Here is a 23,223-nt window from a genome sequence, read left to right on the forward strand (position 1 = left end):
GAGGGCTCCGGGAATCGCACGGCCGGCGGGAGGAGTCCTGCGAGGCCTCCGCCCCGCACCGGCCCCTCAGGATGAGGGCGGTGATGGGAGCCCCACGGCCTCTGGCGCGGATCGCAGCGCCACCAGCGTTGTCAGGATGCGGTCGCGGTCAGCACAAGCCGGATGGGGCTGGGCTCACGGCCTGACCTCGGCGGGCGCCGACGGTTGGGCGATACCCTCCTCCGGATTGCGGCTCCGCTTCGCCGCCTCCTCGGCGGCCTTGTCCGCGGCGGCCTTGTCCGCGGCGGCCTTCTCGGCCGCCGCCTTGAGGGCCGCGGCGCGCGCCCGGTCCATCTCGATCCGGGCGCGGCGGCGCTGCCGCTCCACCTGATCGGCCTCGGTCAGCTCGATCGTCTCCAGCTCGCGCTGAAGCACGAAGGCGGCGAGGCCGTTCGACAGGGCGCCGACATCGAGCACGCGCCCGGGCCCGCCGAGGGGCCCGGTCAGGCCGAACTGGATCGCCGGCGGCCCGGCATTCCAGCCCCGGGGCACCGGGCCGCCGGCAAGCGCGCCGCGGGCGTCGAGGCGGCCGGCGCGCAGATCATAGCCGACGGTGCCGGCCCAGCGGGCGGGACCGAAATCGAGGTCGAACGGACCGGCCCGCAGCACGCCGCCCACGATGGTGGCGGCGGCCCGGGCGGATCCCCGCGCCTGCGCGCCGCCCCGGCCGAGTTCCTCGGTGACCAGGGCCTGGAGCCGCCCCTCGCGCAGCGGGTCGTCCATCTCGATCGCGCGGGCGAGCGCGTGGCCCAGAGCCGCCGGATCGGCCTCCGGCAGGCTCAGATCCGCGAGCGTGAGCGACCCGCTGCCCGAGAGGCTGTCGGCGAGGCCCGGCAGGGTCTCGGCCGTGGCGGCGAAGCGCAGGTCGGCGCTCAGGCGGCCGCCGATCGGGCCGCCGGCCAGGGCCGGGATCGCCGCGCCGTCGAGGCTGCCCGAGCCGGAGACCGAGGCGCCGCTCCCGAGCCGTGCGATCGTCACCGAGGCCGCGAGCCGCCCCCCGGCGAGCTTGCCGGTCAGGTCGCGCAGGGTCAGGCTCGCATCGGCGAGGCCGAGGGCCACGGTCGCGTCGGTGGCGACGAGGCCGCGGCCGAGATCCAGCTTGGCGACCCGCGCGTCGAGGGACAGGGCCGGATGGGCGACCGGCGGCCCGAACGTGCCGTTGGCGCCCGGCGGGATCACCAGGGCGGCGGCGAGCTGCGGGATCGACAGGCGGTCGAGGGCGAGGCGGCCGTGCAGCGCGCCGCCCGCCGCCCGCAGCAGCGTCCCGTTCACCCCCGCGCCCGCGACCGTGCCGGCGAGCGCGGCGGCGGCCTCGCCCTGCTGGCGCGACAGCGTGACGGTCAGCTCGGCCGGCCATGCGCCGGGGGCCAGGGTCGCGGCACCGGCCAGCGTCAGAAACGGCGCCAGATCCGCCGTGTCGGCGCGGATCTCGCCGCCGCTGGGGAGGGAATCGGCACCGACCAGGATCGGGCGGACCGTGGCGAGCCGCAGGCCCGCGACCGTGCCGTTGGCCGTCAGCGCGAGGGCCTGGCCGTCCGGCCGCTCGGCGGTCAGGCGCAGGTCGGCGGGCTGCTGCAGGCCGGCGATGTCGGTGCGGCCGAACCACGTCCCCGCCCGGGGCGCGGCGAGCGTGGCGGTGCCGCCCTCGATCCGCGTGCCGCGGCTCGCCAGGGTCAGGTCGAGGGTACCGCCGCCGGCGCCGCCCCGGGCCTGGGTGCGCAAAGCCGCGGCCGCGCCGCCCTCCCGGTCGAGGGTGACGGCGAGGTCCAGGGGCGCTTCGCGCAGGAAGGGCGGCAGCAGGCGGATCTCGCCCAGCCAGACCCGTTCGAGCAGGCCGAGCAGCGGCGCCGCCGCCGGCGCCTTCAGGCGCCCGGAGACGCGGCCGGTCCCGTCCGCGCCGATCTGGCCGGACAGCCGGGCGCTGGCCCCGGCGAGGTCGGTGACGTCGAGGCTGTCGACCGTGAGGCCGGCGCCGTCCGACTGGATCCGCGCCGCGATCGTGCCGGAGCCGGAGCCCGTGGCGCCGAACCGGACATCCTTCGCCTCCAGCGTGAGGGCGAGGTCGGTGTCGCGCAGGGTGCCGAGCGCCGTCCCGAGAGGCGGCAGGCCGGCAATGTCGAGGCCGCCGGCGCGGATCTGGGCCTCGAACCGGCCGCGCTCATTGCCCTCGGCGGCGGTGTAGCGGGCATTGCCGGTGATCCGCGCCGGCCCGAGGCCGAGGCGCATGTTGCGCAGGGACAGTCCGGTGGTGGCGGCCGACAGGTCGGCGGCGGCCTCGATCGTCCGCCCGTCGAGGAGCGCGACGAGCGGCCCCTCGGCGCCGAGACGGCGCAGGTAGCGGCCGAGGGCCTCCGAATCCGGGGCGGCGAGCGCCACAGGGCCGGTGAAGCGCAACGGCGCCGTCTCGACCTGCCCGCTCGCCGTGACGGTCGAATCGGCCGGGCCGGCCACCGCGAAGCGGCGCAGCAGCAGGCCGCCGGCCCGCTCCAGGGTGCCGGTGAGGGCGAGGTTCGACCATTCCTCGCCGCCGAGCACGGTGCTGCCAACCGTGAGGTCGAGGTCAAGCATCGCCGGCAGGCTGCCGGCCGTGCGCGGCAGGCCGCGGGCGATCAGGGACTGCCCCTCCGCCGAGGCCAGGAAGGCGTCGAGGTCGAGGCGGCGGGCCTCGAGGGTCAGGCCGCCGCGCCACTGGCGCAGGTCGAGCCGGCCGGTGCCGCCGAGCCGCAGGGCCCGGCCGCCCGGATCGACGGCGAGGTCGACGCCCTCGAACCGCACCTGTGTGCCCCGGGCCTTGAAGGTGCCGGCCAGCGAGAACGGCAGGTAGGCGCCGGCGGCCTGGGTCGGCGGCCCGACGACGAGCCGCGCGGAGCCCTCGGCCTCGACGAGGGAACCGCCGCCGGATTCGGCCGGCACGAAGCCGAACCGGGCATCCGCCTCGAAGCGCGGCGACGCGTCGCCGCCGCCCGAGATCTTGGCGGCGAGCCGCCCGTCCGGTCCGGGTGTGCCGCTGACCGCCCGGAACGGGATACCGCCGCTCGTCCCCTCGATCCGCCAGGGCCCCACCAGGGCCGGGGCCTGCAGGCGCAGGTCCTGGACGTAGAGCTGGTCGGTCCGCCCGGTGGCGGGGACCTGCGTGGTGATGAGGAACTGCTGGATCTGCAGGTTCTCGATGGCGAGATCGCGGTCGCGCAGGGCGCCGCCGAAATCGGGCGGCAGCTTGAGGGCGTCGGGGCCGGCGACGGGCAGCTTGATCTCGGCCCGGCCGATCCGGGTCTCGGTGAAGCGGACCTCGCCCTTCAGGAGCGGCGCGAGGGCGATCTCAGCCTTGACGAACCGGGCGTCCAGGCTCGGGCGCTCGGGATCGCTGCCGAGATGCAGACGGTCGACGCGCAGCCGCGGCGAGGGCAGCAGGCGGACCTCGATCCGTCCGTCGGTCCGGACGGGCACGCCGAGGGACCGGGCGAGCGCCCGGTCGACGAGCGCGCGATGGGCCTGCCAATCGACGAAGGGCGGAACGGCGAGCGCCGCCACGAGAACCAGGATGACGGCGCACGCCAGCGCGGTCAGAAGATCACGCAATGGTCCTGTTCCGCACCATCTCTCCGCGAGGCCGCGCCATCACCGTGCCGCCGTGCCCCGCGTGCCCCCGCGAGTCAGTCGCCAGGGCCATAGCACGATACGGTGCCGAGGGCGCCAGCGTTGAACCTCGGGCCTGAGGACCGCGCTTTGCCGCGCGCTCCGTGCCGGGTTCGGATCCGTTGCGCTCCGCTCCACCGGTCCCGGAACGGATCGCGTTTGCACCGGCCTCCCTGCTCGGGCGCATGCGCGAACCTGCTCGGGCGCATGCGCGAAGGCGGTGGGCGAGCCCGGGTGGGTTTCCGAACCCACGCGGGACTGCGGAGGGCCGCGGAGGATGGTTGTCTGCCCGTCCGCTTCCGCGCCTGGTCAAGCGGGAAGCGGACGTTCGCGTGCAATCGAGCGCGGTCGCGCGTGCTGCGGGCCGCCGACCCGAGGTCAGGCAGCTCGCACCGTGGCCAAGAAGCGCCCGACCTCAGCCGTCAGATGCTCGGACTGACGCGACAGCTCGGAGGCCGCGCCCAGCACTTGGCTGGCCGCGGCGCCTGTCTCCTCGGCCGCGCCAGCCACACCGGAGATGTTGCTCGTCACCTCGCCGGTGCCCATGGCTGCCTGAGCGACGTTGCGGACGATCTCCTGGGTGGCCGCGCCCTGCTCTTCGACGGCAGCCGCGATCGACGTCGCGACTCCGCTGATCTCGCGGATCCGGCCCGTGATGCCGCTGATCGATGTCACTGCCTGGCCCGTCGAGGCCTGGATCTGCGCAATCTGCGCAGAGATCTCATTCGTCGCCTTCGCGGTCTGCTCGGCCAGCGCCTTCACCTCGGAGGCGACGACCGCGAAACCCTTGCCGGCCGCACCGGCCCGGGCCGCCTCGATGGTGGCATTGAGCGCCAGCAGGTTGGTCTGGCCGGCAATGTTCGAGATCAGCCCGACGACGTCGCCGATCCGGGACACGGCCACGCTCAGCTCCTGCACCAAGGTGCCGGTCTGGTCGGCCTCGTGCACGGCACGCTGGGCCAGTTCGGCCGAGCCCGCGACTTGGCGGCCGATCTCTTGAACCGACGAGCCCAGTTCCTCCGCTGCCGCCGCGACGGTGTTCACGTTGGACGCGGCCTCCTCGGCCGCAGCAGCCACAGTGGTCGACTGGCTGGCGGTTTCAGTCGCCGTGGCCGTCATGGTCTGGGCGGTGGCCTGCAGCTCGGTCGCCGACGACGAAACCATGCCGATGATGCCGCCGACCGCGGCCTCGAACCCGTCGGCCATCTGCCGCATGCCGGCCTTCCGCTGCTCCTCGGCTGCCAGTCGCGCTTGTGCGGTCTCGTCTTCCAGCGCCTTCATGCGAACCAGACCGTTCTTGAACACCTGCACGGCGTTCGCGATCGCTCCGATCTCCGTCTTCTGGCCCTGATTGGGGATGGTGACGGCGAGGTCGCCGTTGGCCAGCGCCTGCATCGGTTCCACGACAGAGTTGATGCCGCGCGAGATGCTCAGGATAATCGAGGCGGCCAGCACAATTGCAAGTAATACGGCGACAAGACCAGCGCCGATGAGCACGGACTGCGTCTGAGCGTATGTCGCTTGACTGTCGCGCGCGGCCTTCTCGGCGCCGTCCTGGTTGAGCTTGATGATCTTGTCGAGCGCGACCGAAGCGCTTCGACGCGGCGTCACCACCTTGGCTTCGTAGAGGCTGAGGGCCTGCGCCTTCTCACCCTTGCGGGATAGCACCAGGATCGGCTCGACAGCAGTCGCAAGTGCGCGCCATTCCCGATTGAACGACTCGTAGAGCGCGCGCTCTTCAGGAGAGCTGATCAGCCCCTCATAGAATTTGGACGCCGCTTCAATTTTCTTCGCACGGTCGACGAGATCGTTATCGACACTCGCCAGCATCTGAGGTTCTTCCGTCAGGATATGGCGGAGCAGGCTGGTTGTGTAGCGACCTGTCAGAGAATCGATTTGGCTCGCGGCGCGCACGCTGGGAAGCCAATTCGTCTCGACATCGATCAGCAGGCCGTTGAGCGTTGATGCGCTTCGAAGCCCGATCATGCTCAGGCCGCCGAGAAACAGTAGGAGCACTGCGAAGGCAGCAATCAGCTTGCTGCGTATGGACAGAGAGTGAAGCTGCACGACGGACCTCGAAGGCAGCCATTCAGCGGAACATTCATGAGGCTGCCGGCAGCGAGACCTGCACGAAAATGGTTAATCGGAGGCTTAATATAGCGTGAAGGTAGCTATTGGCCTCGGGATTGTGGAGATTGATCGATAAATCAGCCCGGTGCCCAGGCTTGAGGCAGGGCACCGGATAGGAACAACACGGACGCGGCGAGCGCGGTGAGCCGCTCGCGACGGCCGAGGACGCAGGCGTGGGGGGTGGCCGAGGACCTTCCATCCTGGCTGAGCGAAAGGCGAAGGGCACACGCCCCCGAGAGCTCGGCGAAGCTCTGACGGCGGGCCGTGTACGCACAGACCGCGGCGGACAAGGGTTGGTGCCGGGGATGCAACGCTTTCAGAAGCGGATCGAGCCCATTGTTGAGTGTCCGCACGCTGACGCTCGGCACCGGTCCGCGAGGGGCTGCATGCGAACTTTCAGAGCCCCCTGTAGCGCCAGCTTCACGGCCCTTTGATCGAGGATGGCCCGCGGCCGGCATGGGTCGTATGCGAACGGGGATTCATCGTCGCAGGAGAATGAACGCACGGATCCCGGCCGCCACCAGTCACGATTCTTCGCCTTGGATGAGCAAAAGCACGACCGGCCAACGATACGCTGGGCCGGTACCGAATGCTCCGGGGGCTCGTCGGCTGGACGAGCGATCACGCAAACCGCCACGCCGAAAGAACGGCAAAAGCCACATCAATGCCGAGGCGCAGGCGGTCGCGGCGGCGCGGCACCGGCGCCTCAGGCCGATCCGACGCGGTACTGCCGCGGGGGCGTGGCGCCGGTGATCGCGAAGGCCCCGACGATGCGGTCCCGGTAGATCCGCGGGTTGTGGGACGCAATGGTGCGGGCGTTGCGCCAGTAGCGATCGAGGCCGAGGCCAGCCTTCACCGCCGAGGCGCCGAGCGCGTCGAACAGCGTCGTCGTCGCCTGCAGCACGAGGTCGGTGACCACGCTCACTGCCTGGTTGACCTCGACATCGGCGAGCGTGGTCGCCTGGTCCGCCGCGGGCCCGTCCCCGGCCTGATGCGCCGCGTAGGCGCGCTCTAGCGCCTCGGCGCTCTTCAGCACCACGGCCCCGGCCGCGTAGGCGTTGGCGCGGACGCGGCCCACCACCGCCTGGATCTGCGGATCTTCCGCGGTGCGCCCGGCATTGCCGTGGCTGTAGACCCGGGTGCGCTCGGCCACGAGCCGCGCCACGTCCTCGGCCGCCGCCCGGCCGATGCCGGCGAGCGTCGCCAGATGCACCAGCTGGAAGAACGCCATCGCGTAGGGGAAGCGGGCCGGATCGGGCTTGATCAGGTCCGGATCGAGCGCGACCCCCTCGAAGGTCGCGGTGCCGCTGGCCGTCAGCCCCTGCCCGAACCCGTCCCAATCGTCGACGATGGTCACCCCCGGCGCCCGGACCGGCACCGCCGCGGTCACGGCGCCGCCCGTCTCGTCCTCCGCCGAGAGGTGGATGTAATCCGCAAACAGCGAGCCCGTGGTGTAGAACTTCCGGCCGTCGACCACGAATCCGTCATCCCGGCGCCGGACCACCGTGTCGAACGCGCCGACCTTGGCCGGGCCGGTCTCCGAGACCCCGCTGCCGATGGTCTGACCGGCGCCGATCCGGGCGATCCAGGCGGCACGCCACTCGGCGGAGGCGGCGCAGAGCGCGTCCTCGGTGAAGCCGAAATGCGCCCGCAGCGCATTGGTGACGTTCGAATCCGCCTGGGACAGCTCGATCAGGAGCGCGAACAGCTCGGGCAGACTGGCGCCGTGGCCGCCCTCCTCGGGTGCGAGCCGCAGGGTGGTGAACTTCGCCTCCCGCAGCCAGCCGATCTCGGCATGGGGCAGGCCGCGGGTGCGGTCCCGGTCCACCGCGGTGGCGCGGATCTCGGCGAAGACCGGTCGGAACCGGTCGGCCAGCGTCTCGTAACGCGCGCTCGGACCCGCGCCCCAGCCCGCTTCCGTCTGCGACATGGCTTCGATTTCCCGATTCCAAACCCGACCCGGATGGGCGCCCGAGAAATCGCGGAATTGGCCTTCGATCTCAAGAGAGGAGCGATGATCCTTCGACGCTTTGGAAAGGTCGTTTCCCAGAACCGGCAGCGGAATTACATTTCTCTAACCGGCCGGATGTTCGGGAAAGATCCCTCTACCGCGTGCGGTACTGCCGGCGGGGCTGTTCCAGGCTTCGGCAGCGGTCAAGAACCGCATAAGGATCCCGGCGGAAGCCTTCGTGAATCGCTCGGTCGTCACGAGCTAAGCGAGGTGAACCGGGGACGCGACCTCGACAAGCGTGGCGCAGCTGGATTGCTTCGCGGCGCGCAAGCACGATGCTGCCGAGGCGATCAGCCGGAACCGGCATCCGTCAGGCCGCCAGGATGCCGCCCGTTCGGATTCATCGCATCCGACACAGGAACAGCATCGCTGCCGCTGTGGCTGAACGAAGGATCTACTTCTACATTACGCACCGAGATCAAAATACTGTTTCATTGATCCCGATCGCGACGCAAGTCTTCAATAAAGCCGGTTGCGCTGCGCCGGCCCGGTGCCGTCGCCGCGCCTCCGACCGCCCGTCCCGAAAGATCCATGATCCGCGAGCGCTCGATGACCGACGACACGACGGGCCGGTTCGGCCCCTCCCGCCGCACGCTGCTGCGCGGCGGGCTCGGCGGAGCGGCTGCCCTGGCGCTCGGGGCTCCGGCGGTGCGCGCGGCGCCTCGCGAGGTGAAGATCAGCATGCAGCGCTCCTCGGTGCTGTTCACCGTGCTGAAGGTGAAGGGGACGCTGGCCGAGCGCCTCGCGCCCCTCGGCTTCACCCCGAGCTGGCACCTGTTCACCAGCGTGATCGAGCCGATGACGGCGGGCGCCGTCGACATCCACGCCGACGTCGCCGACGCGGTGCCGATCTTCACGCAATCGGCCAAGGCGCCGCTGACCTTCTACGCCCGCGAGCGCGGCGCGCCGTCCGCCGAGGCGATCATCGTGCCCGCGGACTCGCCGATCCGCACGGTGGCGGATCTCAAGGGCCGCACGGTGGGCGTGTCGCGGGGTTCGGGCAGCCACTACGTGCTGGCCGCCGCGCTGAAGCGGGCGGGCCTGAGCTTTGCCGACATCAAGCCGGCATACCTTCAGGCGCCGGAGGGCGCGGCGGCGTTCGAGCAGGGCAGCCTCGATGCGTGGTCGATCTGGGACCCGTTCCTCGCCTTCGCGCAGGCCAAGCGGCCGGTGCGGGTCGTCGCCGACGCCACCGGCCTGACGAGCTATCACCGCTACTATCTCGTCAACGACAGCTTCGTCGCCGCGCAGCCCGAGGTCGTCGCCACGATCTACCGGGCGCTGGTCGAGGCCGGCGCCTGGATGCGGGCGAACCCGCAGGAGGCCGTGGCGCTGCTGGCCCCGATCTGGGGCGACCTCCCGACTTCCGTGGTGGCCGCCGCCAACAGCCGCCGCACCTACGCGGTCGAGCCCGTGGACCGCGCTCAGCTCGGCGAGCAGCAGGCCATCGCCGACGTGTTCTACGAGGCCAAGCTCATCCCCCGCCGGATCGACGCCACGGACGTGCCGATCTGGCAGGCGCCCGTGGGCCGGGGCTGAGGCGATGGCCGGATCGACCGATACGCCCCGCTTCGGCATCTGGGCGGCCGTGCATGGCTCCCGGGCGTCCCACCACGACCCCGACGAGCCGGACGATGCCAGTTGGGACCGCAACCGCGCCCTGGTCCTGGAGGCGGAGGCCCTGGGCTTCGATTCCGTGCTGGTCGCCCAGCACACGATGAACCCCTACGACGGGGAGCGCGACCAGCTCGAGGCCTGGACGTCCGCGGCGGCGCTCGCGGCCCTCACCCGGCGCATCGAGATCATCGCGGCGATCAAGCCGGGTCTCTACCACCCCGTGGTGCTCGCCAAGATGGCGCTCCAGATCGAGCATATCAGCGGCGGCCGCTTCGCGCTGAACCTCGTGAATGCCTGGAACCGGGCCGAGTTCGAGCGGGCCGGCCTGCCATTCCCCGCGCATGACGACCGCTACGCCTACGGCCGCGAGTGGATCGGCCTCGTGGACCGGCTGATGCGGGGCGAGCGCGTCACGTTCGCGGGCGCGCAGTTCCGGGTGGAGGACTATCAGCTGCGCCCCGCCGGCACCTTCCGGCCGCGGCCGACCATCTATCTCGGCGGCGAGTCGGAGCCCGCCCGGGCGCTGGCCGCCGACCACGCGGATGTCTGGTTCATCAACGGCCAGCCGCTGGCCGACGTCGCGTCCCTGATCGCCGACGTCGCCCGGCGGCCCGCGGCCAACGGCCCGCTGCGCTACGGCCTCTCGGCCTTCGTGATCGCCCGGGCGACCGACGCGGAGGCGGAAGACGAGCACGCGCGGCTCCTCGCCCTGGCCCGGCGCGACGCGGGCTTGCGCGCCGAGACCCGCGCCCGCACCGACGAGGCGAGCGTGATGTTCGCCAAGACCGACGCGGCCGCCTCCCGCCAGGTCGGGACCAACGGCGGCACCGCCGCCGGGCTGGTGGGCAGCTACGCCACCGTGGCGGAGCGGATCCGGGCGTTCCACGCGGCCGGAATCGACCTGTTCATGCTGCAGTTCCAGCCATTCGAGGCGGAGATGCACCGCTTCGCCGAGCAGGTCCTGCCCCGCGTCCGCTGACCCGGAGACCCTCGATGCGCGCCCGCACGCTGCACCTCAACGTCAACCTGCTGCATTCCGGCGTCTACCCGTCCGCGTGGCGGCTGCCGGACAGCCGTCCGGACGCCTTCATGGACATCGACCACTTCGTGCGCATCGCCCGCGTCGCGGAGCGGGGCAAGCTCGACGCGATCTTCCTGGCCGACACGCCGGCGATCAACGACCGGATCGACGACCGGCCGTTCAATGCCCTCGAACCCACGGTGGTGCTGGCGAGCGTCGCGGCGGCGACCAGCCATGTCGGCCTCGTCGCCACCGCCTCGACGACCTACAACGAGCCCTATAACCTCGCCCGGCGCTTCGCGAGCCTCGACCTCGTGAGCCGCGGCCGGGCCGGCTGGAACGTGGTGACCACGGCCGACGCCGCCGCGGGCCGCAATTTCGGCTTCGCGGGCGCGTCCGAGCACGGCGCACGCTACGCCCGGGCGCGCGAATTCACCGAGCTGGTCCATGCCCTTTGGGACAGCTGGGAGGACGACGCGGTTCTCGGCGACAAGGCGAGCGGCCGCTTCATCGACACCGGCAAGGTTCACGCGGTGAACCACCGCGGCGCGCATTTCTCGGCTGCCGGTCCGCTCACGGTGCCCCGCAGCCCGCAGGGACACCCGGTGACCTTCCAGGCCGGCGGCTCGGAGGATGGCCGCGAACTCGCCGCCGCGACCGCCGAGGCGGTGTTCTCCCTGGCTCAGACCATCGAGGACGGCGCGGCCTACGCCCGGGAGCTGCGCGCACGGGCGGCGCGCTACGGGCGCGCGCCGGACGCGCTGGTCATCCTGCCCGGCCTCGCCACCGTGATCGGCTCCACGGAGGCCGAGGCGCGGCGGCGCCAGGACGAACTCTGGGATCTCGTGCCGGAGTCGTACAGCCTCGCCCGGCTCGCCGGGACGCTGCGGATCGATCCCGCGCAGCTGGACCTCGACAAGCCGCTGCCGGACCCGCTGCCGCTGCCGCCGGATGCCAACCACACGATGTTCCTGGGCACGGTCGCGCTCGCCCGGCGCGAGGGGCTGACGGTGCGCCAGCTCCTGCGGGCGCTGGGCGGCGGCGTCGGCCACCGCATCGTCGCGGGCACCCCGGAGGCGATCGCCGACGACATCGAGGCGTGGTTCCGAGCCGGCGCCGCGGACGGCTTCAACCTGATGCCGGACGTGTTGCCGGACGGCCTTGAGACCTTCGTGGACGCGGTGGTGCCGCTCCTGCAGCGGCGCGGCCTGTTCAGGCGCGACTACGCGGGCGCGACCCTGCGCGACCATCTCGGCCTCCCGCGGCCGGCGAACCGCTACGCCCTCGGGGGAACCTCGCTCTCCGCCTGAGCCGGTGGGTGGCTGACAGGCCTGGATCGAAACGCGCGACGGGCGAGTCGGACGAACCGGCCCTGTCCGCATCACAGCAACCGTTGTTCACATGCGGACGGGCCGCTCCCGGCCGCGGCCGGCGACGCGAATGCGTTTGCCCCCGACGTCGCAGTCGGGTGAATCTTCGACGGCCTGCTTCCGAGCGGTGAACGCATCCGAGCGGACGTCGCCGTCCCGCCTGCTCTCGACCCTGAACGCCCCTCAGTACTCGGGAAGACGTGCCCAAGAACCGCGGTTCCCTTCACCAGCTCGGGCGGCGGCCCGATCGCAGGAGATGGAGTTTGACTATTCGGGCAGCCTACCCCAGAGCGCGGAAGATTGATCGTGCTCTGATCCATTTGGGATATGTCCGAGGTCACGCCGGCTAGACCTAGAATTAATACATAGCTACTGGTTCGGCCTTGAATTTGGGTTCGAATTCAAATATCTTCAGATTCTATGAGCAATTCGTAGCGAGATAGAATTTTGGCGTGACTAGATGATAGATATTTGTCAGTGGCAAGAAATTTGCGATGGCTCTGCACTCATACATGATCCCGGATATACAGGAACTTGGGTGCTCCATGAAAGTTATTCGCAAGATCATAGTCATTACACAAAAAATTATCCATCGAATTTTACAGTGGCCGTCTAAAACTATCCACGCAATCTATTCCATTGGTCCGATCAGAAAGAAAATCACGCAGAATCGAATTCATTCCATTCGCGCTCACAGCCAAGATCTAACGCCGTTAACGACTGAAGAGACTCCACTCGCCCACGCCTTGAAGGAGCGAGGATTTTGCAAAGTCAACTCCGATTTCTTCGAAGCCTTCAGATCGGAGAAATTTCGGATAGCCGCCGGCGAAATCTATGATTTTATGGAAAAGACCTATCTTGAGACTGGGAGAACAATTAACATCATAAAGCTTCTCGACGCCGAACCTCGCCTGCTGGGTCAGTTCGAAACCGTTTTTCGGGCCGGTTTGGATATCAAACTCCTGAGGATCATCGAACATTATCTTCAGCTTCCCGTTGGCTATGGAGGCGTAGATATATTCTTCACTGTTGCCGACGGCGTGGAACGAGGCGCAAGAACTTGGCATAAAGACAGTGAAGACCACCCGATGATAAAGGTTGCTGTCTATCTCAATGATGTCGGCGAAAACGACGGCCCGCTGGAAATCCTTCATTTACAGCGCACCTCCCCCGATTTTGACAAGCTACGAGGTTTCAGGCACCAAAAGTTGATCGACCTTCAGAATGAAGATAAGATCAAATTCGAAATCACATCCTTTACGGGTCCCCTCGGGAGTGTGATACTTTGCGATACATCCAAATATTTCCACAGAGGCAAGCCCGCCACAGGGCGAAATCGGAGAGCGTTGTTTTTCAACTACTATGCGAACAAGCCTCTGACGCCGTATTTTTGCCCAAACCCGCCTTTTCCGACCGATAGAATGAAAGAACTGGTTTCAGATCTGACGACGGCACAACGCGACGCGGCTTTGTGGCGCGAGAATTTATCACCAGTCGATAAGATCGTCACAAAAACGAAGCCGTATCTGAGTTTATAAGTGAACGCACGATAAATCCCGATGAGATCCTGAGGCGTTTGTCCGGCCTCTTCCAGGCGGCCATGCGCAAGAGCAATTGTCGTGGCCACGCCCGCTCACGCCGCGCTCGCCTCACACGCCAGGTCAGAGCTTGCTGCCTGACGCATCCTGATGTGAGATGCTCCCTCGAAGGCCCGGCATTTGACTGGATGTGGACCGGATATGGCGCAGGAACGGATCATCGTGGAAGCAACGGCTCCCGCACCTCTCGATGTCGTCTGGAAAGCCTATACGTCGCCCGAGCATGTGACGCAGTGGAACTTCGCCTCCGACGACTGGCATTGCCCGGCTGCAAGCGTGGACCTTCGAGAAGGCGGAAAGTTCACTTCGCGCATGGAGGCCAAGGACGGCAGCATGGGCTTCGATTTTGACGGCACTTACACCAAAATCATCCCAAACGAGCGGATCGAGTATGCGTTCGGTGACCGTCATGCGGTGATCGAGTTTTCTCCGGCCGGCAACCGAACGATCGTGAAGGTCTCCTTCGATCCCGAGAACCAGTTCCCCATCGAGCAGCAGCGTAGCGGATGGGCAGCCATTCTCGACAACTTCTGCAAGCATGTGGGCAGAGGCTAAGCTCGGCCTCAGGTGCAGGAAGGGGGGCGACCGCTCGCCTCGGCGCCGAACCTGCCGGACGGCCGACGCATGGACGCTTTCGGGAAGCGTCCACGGCTGCCGGCACGGCTGACATGGCACGGATGCGGCCGTTCGAACGGCGGCGCTGCCGCGTGCGACTCCCTTCACATGCCGCGCCGCGCAGGGGCCGCGGACAGGGCCGATCCGCCGTCCCATCCCGCACGCTCCGGTCGCTTCGCGCGCGAACCACCTCGACGCCGTTCGCGATTTGGTCCAGGGATGCGGGATGCAGAATAACCCGCATGCGCAGCCCGCCGGGGACGGCGCTCCCGCCTCTTCCATCGCCGCCCGCGCCATGGGCGCGCTCCGCCGCGACGCCGCCGGCTACCTCGACGGGCTGAACCCCGAGCAGCGCCGCGCCGTCGAGACCACGGAGGGGCCCGTCCTCGTGCTGGCCGGCGCCGGCACCGGCAAGACACGGGTGCTCACCACCCGCATCGCCCACCTGATCGCCACCAACCGGGCGCGCCCCTTCGACATCCTGGCGGTGACCTTCACCAACAAGGCCGCCCGGGAGATGAAGCACCGGATCGGTGCGCTGATCGGCCCGGCCGGCGAGGGCATGCCCTGGCTCGGGACCTTCCACGCCATCGGCACCAAGGTCCTGCGCCGCCACGCAGAGCTGGTCGGCCTGAAATCCGACTTCACCATTCTCGGCACCGACGACCAGCTCCGGCTGATGAAGCAGGTGATCGCCGACCAGAACGTCGACGAGAAGCGCTGGCCGGCCCGGGCCCTGTCCCACGCCATCGACGGCTGGAAGAACCGCGGCCTCGGTCCCGAGCAGGTCCCCCCGGGCGAGGCCGCCTCCTTCGCCTTCGGCAAGGGCGGCGCCCTCTACACCGCCTATCAGGCCCGGCTCGCAACGCTGAACGCCGTCGATTTCGGCGATCTCCTGCTGCTCTGCCTCAAGCTCTGGCGGGAGAACCCGGACGTCCTGGCCAATTACCAGGACCGGTTCCGCTACATACTGGTGGACGAGTACCAGGACACCAACGTCGCCCAGTACCTGTGGCTGCGCCTGCTGGCGCAGAACCGCAAGAACATCGCCTGCGTGGGCGACGACGACCAGTCGATCTACGGCTGGCGCGGCGCCGAGGTCGACAACATCCTGCGCTTCGAGCACGACTTCCCCGGCGCCGTGGTGGTGCGGCTGGAGCGCAACTACCGCTCCACCGGCCACATCCTGGCCGCCGCTTCGGGGCTGATCGCCAAGAACGAGAGCCGGCTCGGCAAGACCCTGCGCACCGACGACGAGCCGGGCGAGCGCGTCACCGTGACGGGCGCCTGGGATTCCGAGGAGGAGGCGCGGATGCTCGCCGAATCGATCGAATCCCTCCAGGCCAAGCAGCACCCCCTCTCGGAGATCGCCGTGCTGGTGCGGATCTCGGCGCAGATGCGCGAGATCGAAGACCGGTTCGTCCAGCTCGGGCTCCCCTATCGGGTGATCGGCGGCCCACGCTTCTACGAGCGCGCCGAGATCCGCGACGCCCTGGCCTATCTCCGTGCCACCATGAATGTCAGCGACGACCTCGCCTTCGAGCGGATCGTCAACACGCCGAAGCGCGGCCTGGGCGACGCCACGCTCCAGCAGCTCCACACCTACGGCCGGGCGAACCGCCTGCCCTTGCGGATCGCCGCCGAGCGCCTGTGCGAGACCGACGAGCTGAAGCCCCGGGTCCGCTCCACCCTGCGGGCGCTCACCCAGAGTTTTTCGCGGTGGGCGCGGCTCGTGGAGTCGCAGCCGCACAGCGAGGTCGCCCAGATCATCCTGGAGGAATCCGGCTACACCGAGATGTGGCAGAAGGACCGCTCGGCGGATGCGGCCGGGCGCCTGGAGAACCTGAAGGAATTCGTCCGCTCGATGGAGGAGTTCCCCGACATGGGGGCCTTCCTGGAGCACGTCTCCCTGGTGATGGAGGCCTCCGAGACCGAGGGCGCCGAGCGCGTCTCGCTGATGACGCTCCACGCCGCCAAGGGGCTGGAATTCGACACCGTGTTCCTGCCCGGCTGGGAGGACGGCCTGTTCCCCAGCCAGCGGGCGCTGGACGAGAGCGGCCGGGCCGGGCTCGAGGAGGAGCGGCGCCTCGCCCATGTCGGCCTCACCCGGGCGCGCAAGCGGGCCAAGCTCTCCTTCGCGGTGAACCGGCGCATCCACGGCCTGTGGTCCTCGACCATCCCGTCCCGGTTCATCGACGAATTGCCGGAGACGGCCGTCGACGTGGTCGAGGCCCCTGCGCATTTCTCGGCCGGCGCCTCGCGGTTCGACCGCAACCCGACGCCGTTCGGATCGAGCTACGGCACGCCCGGCTGGCAGCGGGCGCAGGCCAACACCGCCCAGAACGGCAGCCGGGCCGGCGACCGGGGGGGCCGCGGCTTCGGGTCGGCGCCGGGTGGCCGCTCCGGCGGCTATGCGGGCGGCCCCCGTCAGATCGAGGGCGAGCTGATCGCCAAGTCTTCGGGCGCGCCCTCGGCGTTCCAGGCCGGCCAGCGGGTCTTCCACACCAAGTTTGGCCCCGGGACGGTCGCGGGCGTCGACGGCAACAAGCTGACCGTTGACTTCGACAAGGCCGGCCGGAAGATGGTCCTCGACAGCTTCATCCAGGCCGGGTGAGGCGCGTCCCGCCGATCAAGCCCCGACGTTTCAGGGCGGTAGGATCGGCCGGCTTCGCCCCGGCGGGCGCGGAGGATCGTGATCGTGCCGGATGCCGCGTTGCCGCGCCTCCCCCATCCCGACCCTGATGCATCCGCGCCAGCCGCGCGGCTTTTTGGAAGCCCCTCCATCAACCGTCACCCCTTGGTCACACCCTTCGCGCAATCGTCGGGCGCGAATCGCGCTGGTGCGACAGTTGCATCGTGTATTCGGCCGCGCACGGAACGTCGTGACGCTCTCCACAGGCGGACGAGCGCGGGGCGGAACCTTCGGCCTGGGGCCGGTATTTAGTTCCGCAAGCGAGTAGAACCGGGAGCAAGCAGGTAAACGGCAGTTCCGATACAGATCCAGGTTGGCTAGTCCCGTTGGAGTGTACATCCATGAAGAGACGCCGCGCACGACTTGAACTGGTTGAAGACCGCACGTCCCGCATTCATCGCACGCGCTTCGACGAAGAACGCAATCTCGCTCCCATCCAACCGCTCACCGAACGGCAAGCCGAGTATCTCGAGGCCCTCGCCCGCTCGCCGCAGGTCATCGTCCTGGGACCCGCCGGCACCGGCAAGACCTTCATCGCCGGCACCCGCGCCGCCGACCAGCTCCGCCAGCGCCGGATCTCCAAGGTGGTCATCACCCGCCCGAACGTGCCCTCGGGCCGGTCGCTCGGCTTCTTCCCCGGAACCTTGGAAGAGAAGATCGCCCCCTGGGTCGCCCCGCTCACCGAGGCCATGAAGGAGCGCATGGGCGCCGCCGCCTTCGAGATCGCCCTCAAGACCGGCGACATCGAGATCGTCCCCTTCGAGGTGATGCGCGGCCGGACCTTCAAGAACTGCCTCGTGATCCTCGACGAGGCCCAGAACACCACGATCAACGAGATCAAGATGTTCCTGACCCGGATCGGCGACGATTGTCAGGTCATCATCAACGGCGACGTCTCCCAGACCGACCTGCGTGAGACCTCGGGCCTGCGCACCGTGATGCACCTGATCAAGAGCCGGATGATGCCGATCCCGGTGGTTGAGTTCACCCGCAACGACATCGTCCGGTCCGGGATCTGCGCCGAGTGGGTGAAGGCGTTCGAGGAAACGAATCTCTGACCCAGAAGTTGATGGCGGCGGGTCCTCGCAGACCCGCCGTGCCGTCCCCCGGCACGAGACGACTCTCCGCACCTCCCGTCCGGGAGGATGAACCGGGCGCCATACCCGGCCATCAGAGAATTGGAGTCTCCTCGTGAGGAAACTGACCTTCGCCTTCGCCGTGCTGGCCTCCCTCGGCGGCGCCGCCCTCGTCCAGCCGGCCTCGGCGGCCCCTGCTATGCCCGGCGCTGTCGCGGCTCCCGACGCGGTGACCCATGTCCGCATGACCCCGATGGAGCGGCGGGTGATGCACCGGCGCATGGAGCATCGCATGATGCACCGCCGGATGGAGCGCCGGATGATGCATCACCGCATGCATCGCCGCATGCACCGTATGTGATCTTAATGTGATCGTGCGGCGAAGCGGGGTCGTCGGGCCCCGCTCCGCCGTGCCGGCCGGACCGGGCGTTGCTCCCACCTCCGAAGATTCCTATCTCGTCCACTCGAATCGCGCAGTCAGGCGGCCGTCGCGGCAGCCGGCCGATCCGGGAGACCAGGATGCCCCCCTCCAACCGACTGTTCGACGACCTCGCCCGCCTGATGACCGACGCGGCCGGCGCCGCCCAGGGCGTCCGCCGCGAGGCCGAGACCGTGGTCCGCGCCCAGCTCGAACGCGTCGTCCGCGACCTCGACATCGCCTCGCGCGAGGAACTCGACGTGCTCCGCGACCTCGTGACTCAGCTCCAGGCGCAGAACGAGGCTTTGTCGGCCCGGGTTACGGCCCTGGAGGCGAAATCCGGCGGCGCCGGAACAGGCGCTGCGGGCCTGAGCGAGGTGATCTGAGTCTCCGCGGCAACGGCGCGGGCTTTTACACAGGAAGCGGCGTCGACGATCCGCTTTCCTGTTCACTGAATGTGACCTGCACTTTGTGTCGCGAGTCACGGCCGGTCTATAGTCGGGCATAGGGTGATTCGGGGGCTGCGAGGCGATGTCCGCAGAGCTTCGACAGTCGATCGCATCACCGCCGGCCTAGATCTGCCGGTCGTTCCAGTTCTCGGAGTGTTCTCACGCTCCGGTTTCGCGTCACCGCCACGTCGGGCCGGATCTCGTCCGGGCCGTCCTTTTGGATCGTCATGCCGCTTCTCAACGTCGACTTCCACGACCCGGACCGGAACGAGCATCCGCTCGACGTCGTCGAGCGGCTTGCGTCCCTGCGCGACTGGATCTTCGACCGGGCCGAGACCGACGAGATGTCGGTCACGAGCCCCGGCCGCTGGACCGACTACAACGTCGCCTTCACCTGGATCGAGGACGTGGAGGCGCTGCACGTTGCCTGCGCCTTCGACCTGAAGGTGCCGGAGCGGCAGCGCACCGAGGTGATGCGCCTGATCGCGATGATCAACGAACAACTCTGGGTCGGTCATTTCGACCTCTGGACCACCGACAGCGTGGTGATGTTCCGGCACGCGCTCCTGCTGACGGGCGGCGCGGTGCCGACCCACCCGCAATGCGCGACCATGATGAAGACCGCGGTCGATACTTGCGAGCGCTACTTCCAGGCGTTCCAGTTCGTGCTCTGGGCCGGCAAGAGCGCCCGCGAGGCGCTGGACGCTGTCCTGTTCGAAACCGAAGGCGAGGCGTGACCTTCCCGATGCGGATGCCGGCCTCGCTGGTCCTGGCCGGGGCCGGCAAGATGGGCGGCGCGATGCTGGCGGGCTGGCTGGAAGCCGGCCTAGACCCGCGCCGCACGACGATCATCGACCCGGTACCTGCACGCGCGATTGTGGATCTCTGCGCCGATCGGAGTATCGCCTTGAACCCGCCGGCCCCGGAGCCCGGCGCCGTCCTGGTCCTCGGCATCAAGCCGCAAGGTCTGGAGGCGGCCGCCTCCGGGCTCGACCGGCTGATCGGGCGCGACACGCTCCTCGTCTCGATCCTGGCGGGCAAGACCATCGCGGATCTCCGCGCCCGCCTTCCGCGGGCGCGCGCGATCGTTCGGGCGATGCCCAACCTGCCGGCGAGCATCGGCCGGGGCGCCACCGGCGCCTGCGCGAGTTCCGAGGTCTCGCCCGAGCAGCGGGCGGCCGCCGAGGCGCTGTTCGCGGCGAGCGGCACGATGGCATGGCTCACCGACGAGGCGCAGATCGACGCGGTGACGGCGGTCTCGGGCTCCGGGCCAGCCTACGTGTTCCTGCTTGCCGAGACCCTGGCGGAGGCCGGCATCGCGGCTGGTCTGGAACCCGACGTGGCCCGCCGCCTCGCGCGGGCGACCGTGGCGGGGGCCGGCGCGCTCCTCGATGCGAGCCCATCCGAGACAGCGGAGTTGCGCCGCAACGTCACGTCACCCGGCGGCACCACGGCGGCGGCCCTCGACGTGCTGATGCGGCCGGACGGCCTCGGCGCGCTGATGCGAGAGGCGGTGGCCGCGGCCCGTCAACGGGCGGGGGAACTCTCCGGCTGACATCGGACCGCGTCCGTGCGGCATGGCCGCGCGACGGCCCTGCTCATCGCCGCCAACCCGCCTACATGAGGTGACACGACCGACAGACCGGGCGACCGATCCATGACCGACAGCAGAGCCTCCTCCAAGCGTCCCCGCAAGGGCGCAACTCCCGCCAAGGCGAGCAGCGCCCACGAGAGCGTCGCGCCCGCGGCCTCTGCCCACGACGAGGCGGTACAGAGCATCGATGCGGCGTCGAAGGACGGCGAACCGAAGCTGTCGCCCCGGGAAGCCGCCGTCGAGGCCCTGATGCGCCTCGCCGCCGAGCAGCCCTGGAACGACATCGAGGTCAGCGACATCGCCCGTGAGGCGGGCCTGACGCTCGCCGAGCTGCGCGACCTGTTCCCTTCGAAGGGCGCCGTGCTGGGCGGCCTGACACGGATCATCGACCGCAAGGTCTTGGAGGGCGACCTTGCGGGCCTTGAGGAGGAGCCGACCCGCGAGCGGCTGTTCGACGTGCTGATGCGTCGTCTCGACGCCATGGAGCCCTACAAGCCGGCCCTGCGCCGGATCGCCTACGCGCTCCGCGGCGAGCCGCTCTCGATGCTGGCGATGAACGGCGTCATGCTGAACTCGCACCGCTACATGCTGGCGGCGGCCGGGATCGACACCGAGGGCCCGCTCGGCCAGCTCAAGCTGCAGGGCGTGGTCATTGCCTTCGCCCGCGTGACCCAGGTCTGGCTCGATGACGACGATCCGGCCCTGGCCCGGACAATGGCGCGGCTCGACAAGGAGATCCGCAACGGCGAGCGCATCATGGAGCGGGCTGAGGATGTCCGCCGGCTGACGGCGCCGCTGCGCGCCCTCGGCCGCTCGTTTCTGGAACGGCGTCCGCGCGATCGACGGGGACGGGACGGCGACGAGAGCGATCCCGCCGCCGCCATCTAGGCCGTGGTCTCACGCCGCCTGAATGTCGCTCAGGAAGCTGTCGACCTCGCGCTTGACCGTCAGGGACTGCGTCGCCAGCTCGGACGCCGCACTCTGAACCTGCGCGGCGGCGCTGCCGGTTTCGCGGGCTGCGTTTAACACGCGCGCCACGTTGGCCGAGACGTCCTCCGTGCCCCGCGCCGCCTCGCCGGCATTGCGCGAAATCTCTCCCGTGGCTGCCGTCTGCTGCACCACGGTCGCCGCGATGGCACCGCTGATCTCGTTGACGGTCATGATCGTGCGCGCGATCTGCGCCATCGCTTCCGCGGCCTGGCCAGAGGCCGCCTGGATCGCGGCAATCTGCCCGCCGATCGCCTCCGTGGCCCGCGCCGTCTGCGCGGCGAGTTCCTTCACCTCGGACGCCACGACGGCGAAGCCCCGCCCCGCCTCACCGGCCCGGGCCGCCTCGATCGTGGCGTTGAGCGCCAGCAGATTGGTCTGGTTCGCGATCCCGGAGATCATGCTCACGGCCTCACCGATTTGCTCGGCGGCGGCGCGCAGGCTCGCCATGGCGGCGTTGGTCGCCTCCGCCTCGTGGGCAGCGTGACCGGCCACCTCGTTGGAGCGCACGACCTGCCGCTCGATCTCCTGAAGCGAGGAGACCATCTCTTCGGCCGCCGCTGCCACCGTTTGGACGTTGGCGGACGTCTGCTCGGCGGCCGTGCTCGAGGTCACAGCCTGGCCGTTGGTGTCGTCGGCCACGCGGGTCATCGCCCGCGCGGTCGCGTCGAGTTCACTGGTTGCCGCCGTAACGATGTCGAGTGAGGCGGCGATCTTCCGCTGGAAGGCGTCAACGAGTTTGTCGACCCGCTCGGCTCGGCGCAGGCGGGTGGCCTGCTCGGCAGCCTGCGACGCCTCAAGCTCGGCTCGAGCGACGGCATTCTGACGGAAGATGTCGACGGCCCGGGCCATGGCGCCCATCTCGTCCGTGGCGTCACGAAACGGCACCAGGATCCGGCTATCGCCCTCGGCCAGGCGTGTCATCGCCTCGGTCATGGTGGCGATCGGTCGGCTCACGCTGCGGGCGAGTGCGAAGGCGAGCAGGCCGCCGAGAACCAGCGCCAGGCCGATCAGGCCGATTTCAACGCGCCTGACGGTGGCGACGATCTCGGCGGCTTCGGCGGTTCTCCGCGCGACACCGATCAGGATCCTGCCCCGCAGATCGCCACCGACTTGGTCGATGGCCTCGACATGCGGCTTGATCCCGGTTTCAAACACCGCCTTTGCCGCCTTCACCGCCTGCTCATGGGCTTGAGAGCTGCTGGAGGCGCTCTCGAGTGCCTCACGAACCGCACCGGTCTGCGGTCTGAACGGCGCGCCTCCTGGGATCGCCGTGAACGCCTCAACGGCAGACCGCGCTTCTTCCATCCGCCTCTTATAGGTTTCGAGGTCCCGCGGATCGCGCTTGATCGCGTACCGCGCGGATGCCAGACGAGCCTTAAGAACGACGTTCTCGATGGCTCGCGCACGGCCGAGCGCCGCGTCGTCGTCGGCGCGCGCATGCACGTCCGCGAGTAGCTGCTGCATGACCTGGGTAAGATTGTTGCCGACCTCGAACATCCTTGTCTTGGCAGCGATGAGAGCCTTACCGGCCGCAGCGAGACGCTCTAGTTCCGGCTTCAGTGCCCGGGCATCCTCAGTCATCTGCGTGAAGAGCTTGCGCCCAACATCCGTCAGGGCGCTCACGGCCCCCGTATCGCAACTCGCCTCGATGGCGCGGCGCACCGTCTCCATGTCCGCGATTCGCTCAGGCTCCGGCATTAGCTGGTACGTCTCGGCGAAACCCCTGAGACGGGCGGCGAGACCATCGGCTGCAAGAATCGCCTGTGCACTTTGATAAAGACGGCTGCGGGTCTCGTAATCTTCGTTCAGCCTATCCTGCTGATAAATCGCGTACGCGCCAATAACTCCGGCAGTCAAGACAAGAAGAATAAATCCCGCGTACAAGCGCGATCGAATTCCGATAGTCATAACGGTAACTCCCAAAGCGCACGCCGAAACGATGCGCCATGGAACAAAATATGACATCG

The 23,223-nt window shown here is 69.0% G+C and carries 17 protein-coding genes; 13 read left to right on the forward strand and 4 right to left on the reverse strand.

The genetic code is table 11. The features are described from left to right. Window positions 1–174: 174 nt before the first annotated feature. The 3 genes from CIW48_RS03055 to CIW48_RS03070 form a co-directional block, all read right to left on the reverse strand. Window positions 175–3,618: an AsmA family protein gene (locus CIW48_RS03055; RefSeq protein ID WP_149308936.1), complete on the reverse strand. Its 3,444-nt coding sequence runs from the start codon at window positions 3,616–3,618 to the stop codon at window positions 175–177. A gap of 435 nt (window positions 3,619–4,053) precedes the next feature. Beyond that, window positions 4,054–5,742, reverse strand: coding sequence for an MCP four helix bundle domain-containing protein (locus CIW48_RS03060; RefSeq protein WP_149308938.1), 1,689 nt, complete (start codon window positions 5,740–5,742; stop codon window positions 4,054–4,056). 769 nt (window positions 5,743–6,511) lie between these two features. Further along, window positions 6,512–7,735: a monooxygenase gene (locus tag CIW48_RS03070; protein WP_149308942.1), complete on the reverse strand. Its 1,224-nt coding sequence runs from the start codon at window positions 7,733–7,735 to the stop codon at window positions 6,512–6,514. Window positions 7,736–7,792: 57 nt separating this feature from the next. On the opposite strand from CIW48_RS03070, the gene CIW48_RS03075 reads away from it, so the two are divergent. The 13 genes from CIW48_RS03075 to CIW48_RS03135 all read left to right on the forward strand — a co-directional run bounded on the left by CIW48_RS03075 (window position 7,793) and on the right by CIW48_RS03135 (window position 21,154). Beyond that, window positions 7,793–8,254, forward strand: a complete 462-nt coding sequence (locus CIW48_RS03075) for a hypothetical protein (RefSeq protein ID WP_149308944.1) — start codon at window positions 7,793–7,795, stop codon at window positions 8,252–8,254. Window positions 8,255–8,365: 111 nt separating this feature from the next. Continuing rightward, a complete protein-coding gene (locus tag CIW48_RS03080) occupies window positions 8,366–9,355 on the forward strand; it encodes an ABC transporter substrate-binding protein (protein ID WP_149308946.1) in 990 nt (329 codons plus the stop codon). 4 nt (window positions 9,356–9,359) lie between these two features. Continuing rightward, window positions 9,360–10,412 (forward strand): LLM class flavin-dependent oxidoreductase, encoded by a 1,053-nt coding sequence (locus tag CIW48_RS03085; RefSeq protein WP_149308949.1) that lies wholly within the window; start codon window positions 9,360–9,362, stop codon window positions 10,410–10,412. Between the two features lie 14 nt (window positions 10,413–10,426). Next, window positions 10,427–11,764 (forward strand): LLM class flavin-dependent oxidoreductase, encoded by a 1,338-nt coding sequence (locus tag CIW48_RS03090; protein ID WP_149308951.1) that lies wholly within the window; start codon window positions 10,427–10,429, stop codon window positions 11,762–11,764. A gap of 605 nt (window positions 11,765–12,369) precedes the next feature. Continuing rightward, entirely contained in the window at window positions 12,370–13,362 is a 993-nt protein-coding gene (locus tag CIW48_RS03095; RefSeq protein ID WP_149308953.1) for a hypothetical protein, read from the forward strand. Window positions 13,363–13,563: 201 nt separating this feature from the next. Then, window positions 13,564–13,977 (forward strand): SRPBCC family protein, encoded by a 414-nt coding sequence (locus CIW48_RS03100; protein ID WP_149308955.1) that lies wholly within the window; start codon window positions 13,564–13,566, stop codon window positions 13,975–13,977. Between the two features lie 286 nt (window positions 13,978–14,263). Continuing rightward, window positions 14,264–16,651 carry a UvrD-helicase domain-containing protein gene (locus tag CIW48_RS03105; RefSeq protein WP_149308957.1) on the forward strand — a complete coding sequence of 796 codons (2,388 nt, stop codon included), beginning with the start codon at window positions 14,264–14,266 and terminating at the stop codon, window positions 16,649–16,651. Window positions 16,652–17,070: 419 nt separating this feature from the next. Beyond that, window positions 17,071–17,787, forward strand: coding sequence for a PhoH family protein (locus tag CIW48_RS03110; RefSeq protein ID WP_149308959.1), 717 nt, complete (start codon window positions 17,071–17,073; stop codon window positions 17,785–17,787). A 133-nt stretch (window positions 17,788–17,920) separates the two neighbouring features. After that, a complete protein-coding gene (locus CIW48_RS03115; protein WP_091775219.1) occupies window positions 17,921–18,166 on the forward strand; it encodes a hypothetical protein in 246 nt (81 codons plus the stop codon). Window positions 18,167–18,324: 158 nt separating this feature from the next. Continuing rightward, window positions 18,325–18,609: an accessory factor UbiK family protein gene (locus CIW48_RS03120; protein ID WP_149308961.1), complete on the forward strand. Its 285-nt coding sequence runs from the start codon at window positions 18,325–18,327 to the stop codon at window positions 18,607–18,609. A 290-nt stretch (window positions 18,610–18,899) separates the two neighbouring features. After that, on the forward strand, window positions 18,900–19,409 hold the full coding sequence (locus CIW48_RS03125; RefSeq protein WP_091775224.1) for a YbjN domain-containing protein: 510 nt from the start codon (window positions 18,900–18,902) through the stop codon (window positions 19,407–19,409). 14 nt (window positions 19,410–19,423) lie between these two features. Further along, on the forward strand, window positions 19,424–20,227 hold the full coding sequence (proC, locus tag CIW48_RS03130; RefSeq protein ID WP_173009172.1) for a pyrroline-5-carboxylate reductase: 804 nt from the start codon (window positions 19,424–19,426) through the stop codon (window positions 20,225–20,227). 102 nt (window positions 20,228–20,329) lie between these two features. After that, window positions 20,330–21,154 (forward strand): TetR/AcrR family transcriptional regulator, encoded by an 825-nt coding sequence (locus tag CIW48_RS03135; protein WP_173009164.1) that lies wholly within the window; start codon window positions 20,330–20,332, stop codon window positions 21,152–21,154. A gap of 9 nt (window positions 21,155–21,163) precedes the next feature. On the opposite strand, the gene CIW48_RS03140 is transcribed toward CIW48_RS03135, so the two are convergent. After that, complete coding sequence (locus CIW48_RS03140; protein ID WP_149308963.1) at window positions 21,164–23,164, reverse strand: HAMP domain-containing methyl-accepting chemotaxis protein; 2,001 nt, start codon at window positions 23,162–23,164, stop codon at window positions 21,164–21,166. Between the last annotated feature and the right edge of the window lie 59 nt (window positions 23,165–23,223).

This window comes from Methylobacterium sp. P1-11, assembly GCF_008329595.1.
Lineage (GTDB): Bacteria > Pseudomonadota > Alphaproteobacteria > Rhizobiales > Beijerinckiaceae > Methylobacterium.

What these genes read in the sequence shown, in the direction of transcription:
- CIW48_RS03140 (WP_149308963.1), bottom strand. Translation starts at nt 23,164, where the DNA reads ATGACTATCGGAATTCGATCGCGCTTGTACGCGGGATTTATTCTTCTT.
- CIW48_RS03110 (WP_149308959.1), top strand. Translation starts at nt 17,071, where the DNA reads ATGAAGAGACGCCGCGCACGACTTGAACTGGTTGAAGACCGCACGTCC.
- CIW48_RS03085 (WP_149308949.1), top strand. Translation starts at nt 9,360, where the DNA reads ATGGCCGGATCGACCGATACGCCCCGCTTCGGCATCTGGGCGGCCGTG.
- CIW48_RS03095 (WP_149308953.1), top strand. Translation starts at nt 12,370, where the DNA reads ATGAAAGTTATTCGCAAGATCATAGTCATTACACAAAAAATTATCCAT.
- CIW48_RS03105 (WP_149308957.1), top strand. Translation starts at nt 14,264, where the DNA reads ATGCAGAATAACCCGCATGCGCAGCCCGCCGGGGACGGCGCTCCCGCC.
- CIW48_RS03100 (WP_149308955.1), top strand. Translation starts at nt 13,564, where the DNA reads ATGGCGCAGGAACGGATCATCGTGGAAGCAACGGCTCCCGCACCTCTC.
- CIW48_RS03090 (WP_149308951.1), top strand. Translation starts at nt 10,427, where the DNA reads ATGCGCGCCCGCACGCTGCACCTCAACGTCAACCTGCTGCATTCCGGC.
- CIW48_RS03070 (WP_149308942.1), bottom strand. Translation starts at nt 7,735, where the DNA reads ATGTCGCAGACGGAAGCGGGCTGGGGCGCGGGTCCGAGCGCGCGTTAC.
- CIW48_RS03120 (WP_149308961.1), top strand. Translation starts at nt 18,325, where the DNA reads ATGCCCCCCTCCAACCGACTGTTCGACGACCTCGCCCGCCTGATGACC.
- CIW48_RS03080 (WP_149308946.1), top strand. Translation starts at nt 8,366, where the DNA reads ATGACCGACGACACGACGGGCCGGTTCGGCCCCTCCCGCCGCACGCTG.
- proC (WP_173009172.1), top strand. Translation starts at nt 19,424, where the DNA reads ATGCCGGCCTCGCTGGTCCTGGCCGGGGCCGGCAAGATGGGCGGCGCG.
- CIW48_RS03135 (WP_173009164.1), top strand. Translation starts at nt 20,330, where the DNA reads ATGACCGACAGCAGAGCCTCCTCCAAGCGTCCCCGCAAGGGCGCAACT.
- CIW48_RS03125 (WP_091775224.1), top strand. Translation starts at nt 18,900, where the DNA reads ATGCCGCTTCTCAACGTCGACTTCCACGACCCGGACCGGAACGAGCAT.